The 16,182-nt window shown below is 63.3% G+C and carries 14 protein-coding genes; 7 read left to right on the forward strand and 7 right to left on the reverse strand.

Going from position 1 to position 16,182, the window contains the following annotated elements; translation table 11 throughout:
• Nucleotides 1-78 precede the first annotated feature (78 nt).
• Genes J2X76_RS07610 through J2X76_RS07635 form a run of 6 tightly spaced genes read right to left on the reverse strand, consistent with a single transcriptional unit; the run spans nt 79 to nt 6,295 of the window.
• Nucleotides 79-762 (reverse strand): HAD-IA family hydrolase, encoded by a 684-nt coding sequence (locus tag J2X76_RS07610; RefSeq protein WP_310214492.1) that lies wholly within the window; start codon nt 760-762, stop codon nt 79-81.
• A 23-nt stretch (nt 763-785) separates the two neighbouring features.
• Entirely contained in the window at nt 786-2,312 is a 1,527-nt protein-coding gene (locus J2X76_RS07615) for an alkaline phosphatase D family protein (protein ID WP_310214494.1), read from the reverse strand.
• A complete protein-coding gene (locus J2X76_RS07620) occupies nt 2,299-3,051 on the reverse strand; it encodes a glycerophosphodiester phosphodiesterase family protein (protein WP_310214496.1) in 753 nt (250 codons plus the stop codon). The genes J2X76_RS07615 and J2X76_RS07620 overlap by 14 nt, the downstream gene beginning before the upstream one ends.
• 16 nt (nt 3,052-3,067) lie before the next feature.
• Nucleotides 3,068-3,988 carry an ABC transporter permease subunit gene (locus J2X76_RS07625; RefSeq protein ID WP_310214498.1) on the reverse strand — a complete coding sequence of 307 codons (921 nt, stop codon included), beginning with the start codon at nt 3,986-3,988 and terminating at the stop codon, nt 3,068-3,070.
• Between the two features lie 2 nt (nt 3,989-3,990).
• Complete coding sequence (locus tag J2X76_RS07630; protein ID WP_405029988.1) at nt 3,991-4,983, reverse strand: ABC transporter permease subunit; 993 nt, start codon at nt 4,981-4,983, stop codon at nt 3,991-3,993.
• Nucleotides 4,970-6,295: an extracellular solute-binding protein gene (locus tag J2X76_RS07635; protein WP_405029989.1), complete on the reverse strand. Its 1,326-nt coding sequence runs from the start codon at nt 6,293-6,295 to the stop codon at nt 4,970-4,972. Before J2X76_RS07635 ends, J2X76_RS07630 begins: the two co-directional genes overlap by 14 nt.
• 149 nt (nt 6,296-6,444) lie before the next feature.
• On the opposite strand from J2X76_RS07635, the gene J2X76_RS07640 reads away from it, so the two are divergent.
• Nucleotides 6,445-7,383, forward strand: coding sequence for a sugar-binding transcriptional regulator (locus tag J2X76_RS07640; protein ID WP_113130194.1), 939 nt, complete (start codon nt 6,445-6,447; stop codon nt 7,381-7,383).
• 87 nt (nt 7,384-7,470) lie between these two features.
• On the opposite strand, the gene J2X76_RS07645 is transcribed toward J2X76_RS07640, so the two are convergent.
• Nucleotides 7,471-8,367, reverse strand: coding sequence for a LysR family transcriptional regulator (locus tag J2X76_RS07645; RefSeq protein WP_113130195.1), 897 nt, complete (start codon nt 8,365-8,367; stop codon nt 7,471-7,473).
• Between the two features lie 210 nt (nt 8,368-8,577).
• Here J2X76_RS07645 and J2X76_RS07650 point away from each other — a divergent pair, with 210 nt between their 5' ends.
• The 6 genes from J2X76_RS07650 (at nt 8,578) to J2X76_RS07675 (ending at nt 16,182) form a co-directional block, all read left to right on the forward strand.
• Nucleotides 8,578-9,552, forward strand: coding sequence for an ABC transporter permease (locus J2X76_RS07650; RefSeq protein ID WP_113130196.1), 975 nt, complete (start codon nt 8,578-8,580; stop codon nt 9,550-9,552).
• Nucleotides 9,549-10,448, forward strand: a complete 900-nt coding sequence (locus tag J2X76_RS07655; protein WP_113130197.1) for an ABC transporter permease — start codon at nt 9,549-9,551, stop codon at nt 10,446-10,448. The genes J2X76_RS07650 and J2X76_RS07655 overlap by 4 nt, the downstream gene beginning before the upstream one ends.
• A gap of 5 nt (nt 10,449-10,453) precedes the next feature.
• Entirely contained in the window at nt 10,454-11,425 is a 972-nt protein-coding gene (locus J2X76_RS07660; protein ID WP_310214504.1) for an ABC transporter ATP-binding protein, read from the forward strand.
• Nucleotides 11,426-11,430: 5 nt separating this feature from the next.
• Nucleotides 11,431-12,477 carry an ABC transporter ATP-binding protein gene (locus J2X76_RS07665; RefSeq protein WP_405030002.1) on the forward strand — a complete coding sequence of 349 codons (1,047 nt, stop codon included), beginning with the start codon at nt 11,431-11,433 and terminating at the stop codon, nt 12,475-12,477.
• A gap of 18 nt (nt 12,478-12,495) precedes the next feature.
• Entirely contained in the window at nt 12,496-14,070 is a 1,575-nt protein-coding gene (locus J2X76_RS07670) for an ABC transporter substrate-binding protein (protein ID WP_113130200.1), read from the forward strand.
• Between the two features lie 207 nt (nt 14,071-14,277).
• The gene (locus J2X76_RS07675) at nt 14,278-16,182 is read left to right on the forward strand and encodes a CocE/NonD family hydrolase (protein ID WP_310214510.1); all 1,905 of its coding nucleotides are present in this window, start codon (nt 14,278-14,280) and stop codon (nt 16,180-16,182) included.

The following is a 16,182-nucleotide window of genomic DNA, read 5'->3' on the forward strand; positions in this document are numbered from 1 at the left end:
GGGGGTTTCTTAGGGCCGGAATTTTACAGGCGGATGACACCGGCGATTTTTTATCGAGGAACCGACGGAGCGTTTCGTTCAGGCTTCGACCGTGAGCGGGGCTTCCAGGCGGGCAAGCGCTTCCGCAAGTTCTACGGCGCCGGTGGCCACGAAAACGGCGCCTGCCTCGCCAAGGGTTTTCACCCGGCCGGGCCGCGGGTCTGCGGGATCGACAAAGCCGATCGCGGTCATGCCCGCCGCCCGCGCCCCGGTGATCCCGTGGGCGCTGTCGTCGATCACCACGCAACGGGCCGGATCGGCGGCGAGCGTTTCGGCGCAGAGATGGAAGAGATCCGGCGCCGGTTTCGGCCGCACCACCATGTCGGCGCTGAAGATCAAAGGCGCGAAGACATTCCAGAGAGGCAGCAGGCCGAGGCTTTTCGACAGCCGGTCCGTCGAGCTGTTGGAGGCGACGCATTTGCGGTGCGGCAGCGACCGGACAAGGCTTTCGATGCCGGGCATCGGTTCCAGCGAGCGGGCGAATTCCGGATAGATATCGAGATGCCATGCCTCGAAGACCGCATCCAGATCGGTGATGCCCAGTTCTTCGGTGCAGATGCGGCGGATGGCGCCTGCCGAATTGCCGGTGAAGCGAACCAGCACTTCTTCGGCGGTGATCGTTGCGCCGGCATTCTGCAGAGCCTTGGCAAGCGTGCGGCTGGCGATCGGCTCGCTGTTGATCAGGACGCCGTCACAATCGAAAATCAGGAGATCTATCTGCATGAAAATCCAACTCGGGTGATGCGTCAGAGCCGATTGACGCCGGCCAAACCGTCGGCGACGGCAAAGCTCTGGAAAACGGCAGCGGGGGAGTTCCGCTGTTTACGGTCAGCGATGCCGATGAAATCCACCTCGGCCGACCGATCGCTCAGGCGCATGATCGCATAACCATGCTTGTCCGAGGCAAACTTGAGATGCGGGTTTTCGGCAAGCGCCGTCGCAAGGCTCGCGGCCGACGGAGCGTCGGAGGTAATCGAGCCGCAGACGAATTCGCTGGCGATCGCCCGAGCCTTCTCGTCGGCGAAATCGCGCTTCACATTGGCCGCGTAGAAGGCATGCAGGTCGCCGCCGATGATCAGCGGGTTCTCGATCGCCGAAGTCTGTACCGCTTCCAGCAGGCGGGTGCGGGCGGCGCGATAACCATCCCAACCGTCGAGGTTATAGCCGGTGGCCGGCCCGGCCTTGGTGTCGCGCTCTGCTAGCAGCGTCTGCTGGGCGATGATGTTCCACTTTGCCCGGCTAGAAGCCAGCGTATTGCCGAGCCATTGTTCCTGCGCGGGGCCAAGCATGGTCCGCTCCGGCTGGTCGTCGCCGGCGGAACCTTCGAGTTCGGGCGAACGATATTGCCGCGTGTCGAGCAGCGTCACGCCGGCCAGATTGCCGAAACGGTAGTGATCGTAGATGCGCAAAGCATCAAAGCCGGCGGCGAGGCTTGGGCGGACGGGCATATGCTCGAACCAGGCCTGATAAGCGGCGCGACGGCGGGCGAGGAATTCGGCCGGGTTCGGTGCATCCGGCGCCCGGTCATTGACATAGTTGTTGGTGACCTCGTGGTCGTCCCAGACCGCGAGCCAGGGAAACGCGGCGTGCGCCGCCTGCAATTGCGGGTCGGACTTGTAGAGCGCATAGCGGTCGCGGAACTCGTAGAGCATGGACGGTATGCCGGCCTCGTGCTTGCGCACCAGCTGCGCGCCGTAACTGCGCTCGTAGATGTAATCGCCGAGATGGATCACCAGATCGAGGTCGCGGCCTGCCATATCCGCATAGGCGCTGTAGAAACCCTGCTCATATTGCTGGCAGGAGGCGAAGGCGAGGCGAAGCGAATCGACGTTATCCGCCGGCGCGGTGCGGGTGCGGCCGACCGGACTTTCCGCATTGCCGGAGCGGAATCGGTAGAAATACCAGCGGCCGGGTAATAGGCCCGTCACCTCGACATGCACCGAATGGGCGAATTCCGGCACGGCGCGGAAAAGGCCGGACCGGACTGGCTTGGAAAAGGCCTCGTCCTCGGCGAGCATCCATTCCACATCGATCGGATCGAGGATGGGTTTCGGCGCCGGGGCGAAGGGATCGGCGGAGGCGGCAGCGGATGTGTCCTCCAGGATCAGCCTTGTCCAGAGCACGAGGCTGTCGGCCTTCGGCGCGCCGGAGGCGACGCCGAGAGCGAAGGGATCGGTCTTGAAGTTTTCCGCACGTGCGGACCCCAGCGGCCGCCAGATCGCAGCCGCCGCCAGTCCGGCCGTCAGAAAACCTCGTCGATCAATGAGCGGCATCGAACAGTCCTTCGCGTGCCTTGACGGCGAGGTCCGGCCGGTCGGTGGTGATCTGGCGCAGCGGCCGCTTCAGCCAGAAGGACAGGTCCTCCAGCTCGTTCGGCACCCAGACGCCGAGCTTTTCGGCCGGGACGAGCGCGGAGAGCAGTTCCCATTCCTCCAGCAGCAGCGCCTTTTCGATCGCCAGCACGTCGGAGACCTGCAGCATGGCTTCGACCGACTGGCGCAGGCCGAGCGGCTGGACGGATCTGTGGTTGAGCGACGACAGCCGGCGGATATGCGGCGCGACTTCGCCGATGGTCTTGAGGACCTCGCTGCTGAAGCTGGTCAGGAACGAATTGTCGGCGACGCCGAAACGATCGATCATGGCCGCGGCCTTGGCTTCCAGGCCTTCATAGGGCTTGCCGTCGGCATCGGCCTTCAGCTCGACATGCAGTTCGAGGCCGGTCGGCGCATAGATTTCGAGCACGTCCTCGAGGGTCGGGATATGTTCGTCGGTGCCCTTGAGGATGACAGAACGGTATTCGCCGGCGGCAAGCTCGCTGACCCGGCCGGAGCGCTCGGTAGTGCGGTCCAGCGTCGCGTCATGAATGACGAGGAGCTCGCCGGTGGCGCTCAGATGCACGTCGAACTCGACCGATTCGACGGAAAGGTCGAGCAGGTTGCGGAAGCCTGTGATGCTGTTTTCGGCCCAGAGATTGCGGGCGCCGCGATGGCCGACGATGATGGGATTGTTCATTGGAAATACCTCTTTTCTATTTGCTGGAATCCACCAGGCCCTTGGTGAACCAGCGTTGCATCAGCAGGATGACGAGAGCGGGCGGCGCCATCACAAAAAAGGAAGCGGCCATGGCGATGTTCCACGCCGGCTGGGCGTCGGCGACCGGGATCAGGTCCTTCAGCCCGATCATCGCCGTCGCCATCGCCTTCTCGGTGGTGAAGAGAAGCGGCCAGAGATACTGGTTCCAGCCGTAGAGGAAGAGGATGATCGACAGCGCCGCGATATTGGCGCGCGACAGCGGCAGCAGTACGTCCCAGAAAAATTTCAGCGGGCCTGCGCCATCCAGCTTGGCCGCTTCGCACAGTTCGTCCGGCACGGTCAGGAAAAACTGGCGGAACAGGAAGGTCGCGGAGGCGGAGGCGATCAGCGGCAGGATGAGGCCGCCATAGCTGTTGATCATGTTCCATTGCAGCGCCGCGTCGAGCTGGTAGCCGGTCCTGTCGGCGATGAAGCCCGTCAGGCCTATCGTATCGAACAGCGACCGCAGCGGCCCGCCGGCATCGGCGACGGCCTCGTAGGTCGGGATGATACGCACCTCGACCGGCAGCATCAGCGAAATGAAGATCAGCCAGAAGGCGGTCATGCGGAAGGGAAAGCGGAAATAGGTGACCGCGAAACCGGCTATCAGCGAGACCGCCAGCTTGCCGGTGACGATGCCGACCGTGACGATGAGGGAATTGACGTAGAGCCGGCTGAATTGGCCTTCGTTCCAGGCCAGCACGGTGTTCTCGACAAAGTGGCTGCCGGGAACCAGCGGGAACGGCACCTGCTGCACCTCGCCGACCGTCAGCGAACCCGCCACGAAGGCGAAGTAGAGCGGCATGCAGACGGCGGCGGCGCCGATCAGCAGAACGACGTGGCAGAAGATCGAAAGGCCGATGTGGCGCTCCACCATGATCACACCTGATAGTTGACTTTGCGCTCGACGGCGCGGAACTGCAGGAAGGTGAAGAGCACGGCGATCGCCATCAGGATCACAGACTGGGCGGCCGACGAGCCGAGATCGAGCTGGCGGAAGCCGTCCTGGTAGACCTTGTAGACCAGGGTGTTGGTACTGCCGGCCGGACCGCCGCGGGTGACCGTGTCGATGATGCCGAAGGTCTCGAACAGGCCGTAGACGAAATTCATGACGATCAGGAAGAAGATGGTGGGCGCGGCCATGGGCAGCGTCACCGTCAGGAAGCGGCGGACCGGCCGGGCGCCGTCGATCGCGGCTGCCTCCATTACCGAAGGCGGCACCGCCAGAAAGGCCGCGACGAGAAAGATGTAGTCGTAGCAGACATGTTTCCAGATCGCCGCGACCGAAACCAGCAGCAGTGCGTCGAACGGCCGGCGGTTCGGGTCCCAGGCAAAGCCCAGTTCATGCAGCATCTGGGCGAGCGGACCGACGGTCGGATTGAAGAGGAAGGCCCAGAGCACGCCCGAGATTGCCGGCGCGATCGCGTAGGGCAGAAGGATGACGCCCTTGTAGATCGCCCTGCCGCGCAAGACGTTGTCGGTGGCAAACGCCAGCAGCCCGGCGATGGCGAGCGTGGCGAGGCATTGCACGACCGTGAACCACAGGGTGAGGATGGCGCTGTCGCGATATTCCGGGCTCGAAAACAAGGTGGTGAAATTGTCCAGCCCGACGAAGATCATCGTGCCGCCGAACGGGTCCACCTGCACGAAGGCGAGCGACAGCGCCTTCCAGGTGGGGATGAAGAAGAAGAACAGCAGGATCAGCAGCTGCGGCGCGACAAGACCGCCGGCCAGCCAGGGCCGCCGGAAATGCGAGGCCTTGAGCCCCGCTTCCGACGACCTGACCAGGGAGCCCAGGCTCCGCCGCAACGGAAAACGGGGGCGCGTCGCCGCGCCCTCGCGGTCGATCATGATGGCATTACTTGCCGGCATGGAGTTTCTCGTACTGGCGCAGGATTTCGTTGCCGCGCTTGACGGAGTTGTCGAGCGCTTCCTGCGGCGTCTTCTTGCCGGTCCAGACCGCCTGGATCTCCTCGATCAGGATGGCGGTCGACTGGTTGTGGTTGCCGAAGCGGAAGCCGCGGGAATTGTCTGTGGGCTCACCGCGCGACAATTGTTCGATGGCGATCTCGCGGGTCGGATGATCCTTGAAATAGCCCTCGGCCTTCATCTTCCGATAGGCGGTGTTGGTGACCGGAACGTAGCCGGTCGCCTTGCTCCACCATTCCTGGGTATCCGGCTGGGCGACGAAGTTGAAGAAGGCCGCGACACCGGCCTGGACCTCTTCCGACTTGCCCTTGACGGCCCAGAGCGAGGCGCCACCGATCGTGCCGTTCCTGACGTCGGCGCCCTCCTCATGCGGCATGACCGCGGCGCTCCACTTGAACTTGGCATCGGCCTCGACGCCGGAATGGCTGGCGGTGGAGTTGATGATCGTGGCGCAGGTGCCCGAGGTGAAGAGGCTGATCGGGGCGACGCCCTGGCCGGCGATCTTCAGCACGCCGTCGTCGACCCATTTCTTCAGCCGGGCGACCTGGCCGACGACACCGGTCTTGTTGTAGACGAATTCGGTATCGAGGCCGGCATAGCCGTTAGCCTTGGTAGCGAAGGGGTAATTGTTGATCGCCGAATAGTTCTCGATCAGGCTCCACTGGAAATCGCCCGGCAGCGCCATCGAACAATCGGTGATCTTCTTTTCCTTCAGCGCATAAAGCTGCTTTTCGAGGCCCTGCCAGGTATCGGACGGAGCGTCGAAACCGGCAGCCTTGAAGGCATCGGCATTGTACCAGAGGATCGGCGTCGAGGAATTGAAAGGGAGTGCGGCCGGCTTGCCGTTGACGATGTAGAAGCCGGCGACCGGTTTGATGAAGTCGTTCCAGTCGGTCTTGTAACCCTGCTTCGCCATCAGCTGATCGACCGGGATGACCGCGCCGGAATTCAGCATGGTCATGAAACCGCGCTCGGCCGACTGAAGGATGGCCGGCTGCTGATTGACGCGGTATGCGGCGACCATGGCCGCCATGGTCTCTTCGTAATTGCCCTTGAACGTGCCGACGACCTCGTATTTGTCCTGCGACTTGTTGAAGTCGGAGATCAGCTGCTGGACGGTATCGCCGAGCTTGCCGGAAATCGCGTACCACCATTCGATCTTGACGCGGTCGGCGGCGTCAGCGCCCGTCGCGCCCATCAGCAGCGCGCCGGCGGCGAAAAGGCCGGTTATCGATTTCACATATGTCGAAGCCATGATTCGGATCCCTCAATATTCGGGTCTTTCACACGACCCGCGCCGTTTCAGTTCTGGCCATCTCCATCTGTCTGGGTTAGCCATACACGGACGGGTTACGTTACATATGTTACGCCGATGTGACATTTGATATTTTGATGGTGAGGTTTATGGAGCAGCATGATTTGATGGTGCGGGCCGCATGGCTCTATCATGTCGAAGGCCTCACCCAGCAGCAGATCGCCGAGCGGATGAATATTACCCGGCGGCGGGTCAACGAGATTCTCTCGGAAGCGCTGGAAGCAGGCGTGGTGCGGATCAGCTTCGATTCGGTGCTGGCGGAAAGCGTCGAGCTGGAAACCAGGCTGCGCAAGCGATTCGAGCTCATGGACGCGGTGGTCGTCCCCACGCCGGCCGACGCGGCGCTCCTGCATTCGGTACTCGGGCGCGGCGCGGCCGGATTTCTCGGGAGGCTGATCCAGACGCAGAAACCGGCCTCGATCGGCGTCGGCTGGGGCTCGACGCTGCGCGAGACGATCCAGCATATCCCCTCGCTCAACGAGCCGCAGATCAAGGTGCGCTCGATGATGGGCGGGCTGACGCAGGGTTCGGAGATCAACACGTTCGAGATCGTGCGCGGCTTCGCGCAGGTGCTGAACGGCCAGTGCCGTTATTTCGTGGCGCCGATCTATGCCGAAAGCCCGGAATCCCGCGACGCGATCATTTCGCAGGCGGTGTTCCAGAGGACGTTCAAGCAGATCTGCGAGGTGGATGTCGCTTACTTGAGCGTCGGAGACGTGTCGCAGCAGTCGCTGCAGGTGCGCTACGGCCTGCCGGAAGGCATGAACGAGCAGATCCTCAGGAAGGCCGGTGCGGTGGGCGACCTGATGGGCCGTTATCTCGACGCGTCAGGCAAGGAGATCGATCATCCGCTGAACCGCCAGGTGCTGGCGCCTCAGATGGAGGATTTCCGCCGGATCGGCTGCCGCATCGTCGCATCGGGCGGGCCGCACAAGCACAAGATCCTGCAGGCCGTGGCGCAGAGCGGGCTGATCAACGTGCTGATCACCGATGCCGATAGCGCCAAGGCGATGCTTTCGGCAAAGTAAGCACCGCCTTGGCGCCTGCCTCGGGAGGCCGAGGATCGATTTGGCGGCGTATTCACGACGAAAACGGCACCACGCCCGATAGGCCGCTCAGAGCGCCGTTTCCTCGGAATTCGTCTTGATGATGTTGATGAAGGCTTCGGCGGTCCAGGAGAGCGGCGCGCCGGGCATGGTGATGATGCCGTAATCGGCCACCTTGTCCGGCAGAAAGGGTCGCATGGCGATCGCGTCGCTGCGGAAAAACTCGGCGATCAGCGACGGCACGATGGCGATGCCGAGCCCCTGGGCGGCGCAGGCGCAGGCGGTTTCGACCGAATGGACTTCCAGGCTGCAGCGATAGGTCGGCACCATGCGGCGCAGTTCGTGTTCCAGTTCGTTGCGGTTGACGCGCTGCCGGCCGAGCAGGATCAGGTCGTTGCGGGCAAGATCGTTGACGTCGATCGCCTGCTTGGCGGCCAGCGGATGGCCGGCCGGCATGACGCAGGTCGTGCCGCTGGTAAAAAGCGGCCGCGTTTCGAAGGAATGTTCCTCCGGCGGCAGGCGGACGAAGCCGAGATCGGCGACGCGGCCGCGCACCATCCGCTCGATCGCATCATAGGGGCCGCTCAAGATTTCCACCGTCACCCGCGGATGATCCGCCTTGAAGCGGGCAAGGATCGGCGGCAGCATGGTGGTCGCCAGGCTGTGCGGGAAAGCGACACGGATCAGCGCCTCTCCAAAAGCTCCCGAGCGAACGTCGCCGACCTTGATGCGCAGACGGGCGACGCTCTGGGCGACGTCGTCCACCTCGTCGACCAGCAGATGCGCTTCCGGCCGCGGGATGAGCCGGCCCTTGTCGCGCAGGAAAAGCTCGCGGCCGATTTCCTCTTCCAGCGAGGCCAGCTGGCGGCTGATCGCCGACTGTGACAGGCCGAGCTGGGCGGCCGCCGCCATGGTCGAGCCGGTGTCCATGATCGTCTTGAAGATTTCGAGCTGCTTGAAATTCATGCCGCGATCCTACGGAAGGCGGCGGCGAACACAAGCAAAGACATCGAACAGGGTTTCTACGCGCAAAACGCATAGGACAATGCATTCCACGCATAATATTGCGCATCCTCCCCGGCTCGCTATCGTTGGTCACAACAAAGAGAAAAAGGGAACGTCTTTCATGAGAATTCTCTGTCCCTGCGGGACAAAGGGTAAGCAGGAGCGCACGTCATGACGGTTTTCGTCATCCGCCGCTTCCTCCAGAGCATCGCCGTCCTCATCGTGACGGCGGTCATCGTCTTCATCGGCATCTATGCGATCGGCGATCCGGCAGAAATGCTGATCGCCCCGGATGCAAGCCCCGCGGAACGCGCCCAGGTGGTCGCCTCGCTCGGCCTAGACAAGCCGCTCTGGGAACAGTTCTTCACCTTCGCCTGGAACGCGCTTCACGGCGATCTCGGCCGTTCCTTCGTCTTCAACCGCCCGTCGATCGCGCTCATCTTCGAACGCCTGCCGGCAACACTGGAGCTGACGCTGACCGGTCTCGTCTTTGCGCTGGTTCTCGGCATTCCGCTTGGCCTTCTCTCCGGCCTGAAGCCGAACAGCGCCACCGACGAAGTGATCATGACCGGCTCGATCTTCGGTTTTTCGCTGCCGAGCTTCTGGCAGGGCATGATGCTGATCATGATCTTTTCCGTCTGGCTCGGCTGGCTGCCCTCCACGGGGCGCGGGCAGATGGGCGAGTTCCTCGGCATCCATTCGAGCCTGTTCACGCTGGACGGCCTGACGCATCTCATCCTGCCGGCGATCAACCTGTCGCTGTTCAAGCTGTCGCTGGTAATCCGCCTGACCCGCACCGGCGTGCGCGAGACCATGCCGCTCGATTTCGTGAAATTCGCACGCGCCAAGGGCATTTCAGAACGCCGCATCGTCTTCGTGCATGTGTTCAAGAACATCCTGATCCCGCTGATCACCGTGATCGGGCTGGAACTCGGCAGCATGCTCGCCTTTGCGGTCGTCACCGAGACGATCTTCGCCTGGCCGGGCATCGGCAAGCTGTTGATCGACTCGATCATGCGGCTCGACCGGCCGGTCGTGGTCGCCTACCTGCTGGTCATCGTCAGCCTGTTCATCTTTATCAATTTCGTGGTCGATGTGCTCTATTCGCTGGTCGATCCGCGGGTTCGTCTGGGAGGCGCCCAATGAGCGCGCGCGCCCTTTTCGCAGAAGATATGCTGCTCGGCCGGCTGGTTACCGGCATTGGCCGCAGCCCGAAGGCCGTCATCGCCGCCGTCGTCTGCATCATCCTGCTGTTTGCCGCGATCGTCGGCCCCTATCTGACGCCGCAGAACCCTTATGACCTCGCGGTTCTCGACATCCTCGATTCCAAGCTGCCGCCCGGCTCGCAGAGCATGGACGGCCTGAACTATTGGCTCGGCACCGACGGACAGGGCCGCGACATGTTTTCCGCGATGATCTACGGGTTGCGAACCAGCCTCGGCGTCGGCGTGTTTTCCGGCATCGTCGCACTTCTGGTCGGCACCGTGCTTGGCCTGATCGCCGCCTATTTCGGCGGACGGATCGACACGCTGATCATGCGCGTGGTCGACCTGATGCTCGGTTTTCCGACCATTCTCGTGGCGCTGATGCTGCTCGCGCTTCTCGGCCAGGGGCTGTGGAAGGTGATCTTCGCGCTGATCCTGGTGCAATGGGCGACGTTTGCCCGCGCCGTCAGGAGCGCGGCACTGGTCGAGAAGAACAAGGATTATGTCGAGGCGGCGGTAACGCTCGGGATCGGCACGCCGCGCATCCTGCTTGGCCATATCCTGCCGAACTGCCTGCCGCCGCTGATCGTCATCGGCATGCTTCAGGTGGCGAACGCGATTTCGGCAGAAGCGACGCTGTCCTTCCTCGGCATCGGCCTGCCGATCACCGAGCCGTCGCTCGGGCTGCTGATCGCCAACGGCTACCAGCTTCTGATGTCCGGCGAATACTGGATCAGCGTCTATCCGGGCGTGCTGCTGCTCGTGCTGGTGTTCTCGATCAACATCGTCGGCGACCGGCTGCGCGAAGTTCTCAACCCTCGTCTGGGCGAAAGGTGAGCGCGATGACACCCGTCCTCGAAGTCAAAAACCTTTCCACCCATTTCATGACCCGCCGCGGCGCCTTGAAGGCCGTCGACGACGTGAGCTTCACGGTCGGTCAGCGCGAGATCGTCGGCCTTGTCGGAGAATCCGGCTCCGGCAAATCGATCACCGGTTTCTCGATCCTCGGTCTCGTCGATCCGCCCGGCCGGGTGGTGAACGGCCAGATCCTGTTCAACGGCGACGACCTTTTGAAGATGTCGCCGGCCGCCATGCGGACGATCCGGGGCAAGCGCATCGCGATGATCTTCCAGGATCCGATGATGACGCTCAATCCGGTTCTTTCGGTCGGTACCCAGATGATCGAGACCGTGCAGGCGCATGACCGGGTTTCGCGCGTGGAGGCACGGCAGCGTTCCCGGGATGCGCTCGGCCTTGTCGGCATTCCCTCGCCGGAAGAGCGGCTGGATTCCTATCCGCATCAGTTTTCCGGCGGCATGCGTCAGCGCGTGGCGATCGCCATCGCGCTCTTGCACCGGCCGGACCTGATCATCGCCGACGAGCCGACGACCGCGCTCGACGTGACGATCCAGTCGCAGATCCTGTTCGAGATCAAGCGGCTCGCCGGCGAGTTCGGCATGGCGCTGATCTGGATCAGCCACGATCTCGGCGTTGTCGCCGCGCTCGCCGACCGGATCATGGTCATGTATGCGGGCCGGATCGTCGAAGCGGGCCGGGTCGATGGCGTGCTCACCGAACCGCGGCATCCCTATACGTCCGGCCTGCTCAGCGCCGTGCCCGCGGCCGTGCCGCGTGGCGAGCCGCTGCGGCCGATCCCGGGCTTCGCCCCCTCGCCGCTGTCGCGTCCTTCCGGCTGCGCCTTCCGCGACCGCTGCGCCCGCGCCACCGATATCTGCGCCACCGAACCGATGCTCGAGATCGCCGCCGGCCGCGAGTTCCGCTGTTTCCACCCCCATCTCTGGAGCGCCGCATGACGAACATGCTCGCGGAAACCATGCCGCTCGTAGAGGCCCTGAATGTCAGCCGGCGGTTTTCCCGCAAACTCGACTATGCGGAAAAGATCGCCAACCTGTTCGGAGCGGGCCTCGAGGAAAAGACCGTGCATGCGGTCGACGACGTCAATCTCGCCGTCTATCCGGGCGAGGTGGTCGGTCTCGTCGGCGAATCCGGCTGCGGGAAATCGACGCTCGGGCGCGTCATGGCGGGCATTATGCCCGCGAGCGGCGGCGAGGTGCGCTGGAAGGGCCAGCCGCTGACCTCCCTGCAGGGCGAGGACAAGCGCGCCATGCGGCTTTCCGCCCAGATGATCTTCCAGGACCCGATGTCGACGCTCAATCCGCGCAAGCGGGTGATCGACCTGATCGGCGAGGCGCCGAAGGTGCACGGCATCGTCAGCGGTGGGGAAATGCGGGACTATGTCGCCGCGTTGGCCGAGCGGGTCGGCCTCGACCCGTCCTATCTCGACCGGTATCCGCACCAGTTTTCCGGCGGCCAGCGGCAGCGTATCGGCATCGCCCGGGCGCTTGCGGTGAAGCCGAAGCTGCTCGTCTGCGACGAATCGGTCGCCGCGCTCGACGTGTCGATCCAGGCGCAGATCCTCAACCTGTTCATGGATCTGAGACAAGAATTCGGGCTGACCTACCTGTTCATCAGCCACGATCTCGGCGTCGTGAAACATATCTGCGACCGGGTGGTCGTCATGTATCTCGGTCGCGTCGTGGAAAGTGCGACGCCGGACGAGCTCTTCGACAATCCGAAACATCCCTACACGCAGGCGCTGATCCGCGAGCTGCCATCGGTCGCCGACCGCCGCCGGGTGTTCACGCCGATCAAGGGCGAGATCCCCTCGCCGCTCCATCCGCCGCCGGGATGCCATTTCCATCCCCGCTGTCCGAAGGCCTTCGACCGTTGCCGCGTGGAACGGCCGGTCCTGAAGGAAAACGCGGCAGGCCATGTGAGCGCCTGCCACCTGAACGATCTTGCCGTCCACCAGACAACGAATGCCACGGCCGAGCCGGCCATCTAAAAAGAAGGGAACAGATATATGAAACCGATGAAATTCCTCCTGGCCGGAGTTGCGGCCTCGGTCATCGCACTGAGCTCGGCTCAGGCGGCCGACCTGATCCTCGGCAGCGCCACGGAGCCGTCGGCGATCGATCCGCAGTTCTCCCGCACCGGCAACAACCAGAACATCGCCATGCAGGTCTTCGACCGCCTGGTGCAGACCGATCCGGCGATCAATATCGAGCCGGCGCTTGCCGTGTCCTGGACCAATGTCGATCCGGTCACGTGGCAGATCAAGCTGCGCGACGGCGTCAAGTTCCACGACGGCAACCCGCTGACGGCCGAGGACGTGATCTTCTCGCTCACCCGCGCCAAGGACATTCCCAATAGCCCGGCACCCTTCTCCGGCAACGTGGCCGTGATCGACAGCATGAAGGCGATCGACAACCTGACGATCGAGATCAAGACCAAGAAGCCGGCACCCGACTTCATCGAGCAGGTCGGTTTCGTTTACATCGTCGAGAAGAAGGTCGCCCAGGGTGCCTCGATCGAGGACTTCAACAGCGGCAAGGCGGCGATCGGCACCGGCGCCTACAAGTTCAAGTCCTGGACGCCGGGCGACAACCTGCAGCTCACCCGCAACGACGCCTTCTGGGGCAAGAAGCAGGACTTCGACAACGTCACGATCAAGTTCATCTCCAACGATGCATCGCGCGTTGCGGCCCTTCGCTCCGGCGCCGTCGATCTGATCGACGCCGTGCCGCCGGGCGACGTCAAGACCCTGCAGGGCATTTCCGGCCTCAAGGTCTTCTCGATCGCCTCCTCGCGCATGATCTACCTCGCGCTCGACAGCGCCCGCGACAAGACCCCCTTCATCACCGACAAGGAGGGCAAGCCGCTCGACAAGAACCCGCTGAAGGACATCAAGGTCCGTACGGCGCTCTCCGAGCTGGTCAACCGCCAGCTGATCATCGACCGCATCCTCGACGGTTCGGCGGAAGCGGCCGGCCAGCTGGTGCCGAACGGCGTTGCCGGCAACGATCCGTCGATCAAGGCGCCCGCCATGAACGCCGAGGACGCCAAGAAGCTGCTGGCGGAAGCCGGCTACAAGGACGGTTTTGGCATCACCATCCACACTTCGAACGACCGTTTCCCCGGCGATGCGGAAGTGGCGCAGGCGCTCGGCCAGATGTTCGCCCGTGGCGGCCTGAAGGTGAACGGCGTCGTTGCCCAACCTTATAACGTCTATACCAAGGGTGCCGGTGCCGGCGAATTCTCCGCCTTCATCTTCTCGCTCGGCAACTCGACGCCGACCTCGGCAACGGGCCTTCGCAACCTGCTGATGACCGTCAACAAGGATGCCGGCACCGGCTCGTTCAACCGGACGAAATATTCGAACCCGGCCTTCGACCAGGCCATGCAGGCCGCGACTTCGGAGTTCGACGCCAAGAAGCGGGTGGAACTGCTGCAGAAGGCGACCAAGCTCGTCTTCGCCGACGTGCCGGTCATCCCGCTCTACTGGCAGAAGGTTCACTGGGCCGGCAAGGCTAACCTCTTCTATGTCGCCAACATGACGGAAGACACGAGCGCAACGCTTGCAGGCATTGCCAAATAGGCTCTCTGCCGAGGAGAGTGCCGGCCTGTCCACACGGGTCGAAACCCTCTCTGCCGTCATCCTCGGGCTTGGGCTTGTCCCGAGGATCTGCAAACGGCTGATTTCTGACGTGGTTAGATCCTCGGGACAAGCCCGAGGATGAGGCGGAGTACGGGGCGAAGGTTTGTCATCAAACCGGTTCCTCCCAATATTTTTGAGGATATGGACATGGATACCCTGACGCCATCGCGCTTCGAGGCGATAACCGACGACGTGATCGTCGAGCGCGATGTGATGGTGACGATGCGCGACGGCGTAAAGCTCGCGACGGACATCTACCGCCCGGCCAAGGACGGCAAGGTGATCGAGGGGCGGCTGCCCGCGATCATGGAACGCACGCCCTACGGCAAGGCGGAGCGCTCGCGTTCCGAGATCGAAGTCGGCATGGCGGAGCCGATGAAACGTCACGAGGTGGCGAGCTATTTCGTCCGGGCGGGATATGCGGTGATCTACCAGGACTGCCGCGGCCGCCACAATTCCGAGGGCCAGTTCAGCAAGTACATTTCCGAGGCCGCGGACGGCTACGATGCCGCGCGCTGGCTGGTGGAACAGGACTGGTCGAACGGCCAGTTCGGGACGATGGGCCTTTCCTATGCGGCCCATACGCAGGCGGCACTCGCCTGCCTCAACCCGCCGGGGCTCGCCTGCATGGTGATGGATTCGGGCGGCTTTTCGAACGCCTACCAATGCGGCATCCGCCAGGGTGGCGCATTCGAGCTGAAGCAGGCGACCTGGGCTTACAACCAGGCGATCGGCGAGGGTGATGACCTGGCGCGCGCCGCGATCGAGGCGGAGGATATCCGCGCCTGGTTCGGCGTCATGCCGTGGAGCGAAGGCAATTCCCCAGTGCGCTGGATGCCGGAATACGAGAGCTACCTGCTCGACCAGTGGCGCAGCGGCACGTTCGACGAAAGCTGGCGCCGAGTCGGACTTTACATGGAAGGGTTCTACGAGACCTTCCCGGAAGTGCCGATCGTGCTGATGTCGAGCTGGTACGACGCCTATGTGAAATCGACGCTCGACAACTACCGTGGTCTTTCCGGCAAGGACAGCCGGCCACTGCAGCTGATCATGGGGCCGTGGTTGCACGGCAATCGCAACACGACGCTTGCCGGCGACACCTCCTTCGGGCCGACTGCACCGCTTGGCGGCAATGTCACGGAAAGCTGGCTCGCGTTTCGCCGCAACTGGTTCGACCACTGGCTGAAGGGCAAGGACAACACGGTTTCCCAGGAGCCGGCGGTGCGCGCCTTCGTGATGGGCGGCGGATCCGGCACGCGAAATGCCGATGGCCGGCTGGACCACGGCGGGCGGTGGATCGAGGCGGCGGACTGGCCGCTGCCGGAAACGGAATTCCGAAACTACTACATCCACGAAAACGGCTCGCTTTCGTGCGACAAGCCGACGGCGGACGCCGCGCCCTTCACTTACGACTTCGACCCGAGGAACCCGGTGCCGACCATCGGCGGTTCGCTGACCAGCGGCCAGCCGATCTTCGAAGGCGGCGGTTTCGACCAGCGCGAGGGTGAGAAGTTCTACGGCTCGAAACATCCGGGCCTGCCGCTTTCGGCACGCGCCGACGTACTTTCGTTCGAGACGGAACCCCTGAGCGAGGACGTGGCTGTGGTCGGGCCGATCACGGTCGAGCTCTACGTCTCCTCCGATGCGCCGGACACGGATTTCACTGCAAAACTCGTCGACGTCTACCCACCGAGCACGGATTACCCCACCGGCTATGCACTCAACGTTACCGACGGGATCATCCGCTGCCGCTACCGGAAGTCGTTCGAGAAGCCGGAGCCGATCGCCAAGGGCGAGGTGTTCAAGGTCACGATCGAGCCGTTCGCGACCGCCAACCTCTTCGCCAAGGGCCACCGCATCCGGCTGGACATCTCCTCGTCCAACTTTCCGAAGTACGACATCAATCCAAATAGCTATGCTCCGGAAGGCCGTGGACGCACAAGCCAAGTGGCCCGCAACACGGTTTTCTGCGATGGTACGCGGCCATCTGCCATCCGCCTGCCGATCGTCGGCGAAGCGGCGATGGTGGCGCTGAAGCCCGTCGCGAAATGA

It is taken from the genome of Neorhizobium sp. 2083 (assembly GCF_031455615.1).
Taxonomy (GTDB): Bacteria; Pseudomonadota; Alphaproteobacteria; order Rhizobiales; family Rhizobiaceae; genus Neorhizobium.

Excerpts from the sequence above, each read along its gene's own strand:
- J2X76_RS07630 (WP_405029988.1), bottom strand. The coding sequence starts at position 4,983 with ATGCCGGCAAGTAATGCCATCATGATCGACCGCGAGGGCGCGGCGACG.
- J2X76_RS07620 (WP_310214496.1), bottom strand. The coding sequence starts at position 3,051 with ATGAACAATCCCATCATCGTCGGCCATCGCGGCGCCCGCAATCTCTGG.
- J2X76_RS07665 (WP_405030002.1), top strand. The coding sequence starts at position 11,431 with ATGCTCGCGGAAACCATGCCGCTCGTAGAGGCCCTGAATGTCAGCCGG.
- J2X76_RS07625 (WP_310214498.1), bottom strand. The coding sequence starts at position 3,988 with ATGGTGGAGCGCCACATCGGCCTTTCGATCTTCTGCCACGTCGTTCTG.
- J2X76_RS07660 (WP_310214504.1), top strand. The coding sequence starts at position 10,454 with ATGACACCCGTCCTCGAAGTCAAAAACCTTTCCACCCATTTCATGACC.
- J2X76_RS07670 (WP_113130200.1), top strand. The coding sequence starts at position 12,496 with ATGAAACCGATGAAATTCCTCCTGGCCGGAGTTGCGGCCTCGGTCATC.
- J2X76_RS07645 (WP_113130195.1), bottom strand. The coding sequence starts at position 8,367 with ATGAATTTCAAGCAGCTCGAAATCTTCAAGACGATCATGGACACCGGC.
- J2X76_RS07635 (WP_405029989.1), bottom strand. The coding sequence starts at position 6,295 with ATGGCTTCGACATATGTGAAATCGATAACCGGCCTTTTCGCCGCCGGC.
- J2X76_RS07610 (WP_310214492.1), bottom strand. The coding sequence starts at position 762 with ATGCAGATAGATCTCCTGATTTTCGATTGTGACGGCGTCCTGATCAAC.
- J2X76_RS07655 (WP_113130197.1), top strand. The coding sequence starts at position 9,549 with ATGAGCGCGCGCGCCCTTTTCGCAGAAGATATGCTGCTCGGCCGGCTG.
- J2X76_RS07650 (WP_113130196.1), top strand. The coding sequence starts at position 8,578 with ATGACGGTTTTCGTCATCCGCCGCTTCCTCCAGAGCATCGCCGTCCTC.
- J2X76_RS07640 (WP_113130194.1), top strand. The coding sequence starts at position 6,445 with ATGGAGCAGCATGATTTGATGGTGCGGGCCGCATGGCTCTATCATGTC.
- J2X76_RS07675 (WP_310214510.1), top strand. The coding sequence starts at position 14,278 with ATGGATACCCTGACGCCATCGCGCTTCGAGGCGATAACCGACGACGTG.
- J2X76_RS07615 (WP_310214494.1), bottom strand. The coding sequence starts at position 2,312 with ATGCCGCTCATTGATCGACGAGGTTTTCTGACGGCCGGACTGGCGGCG.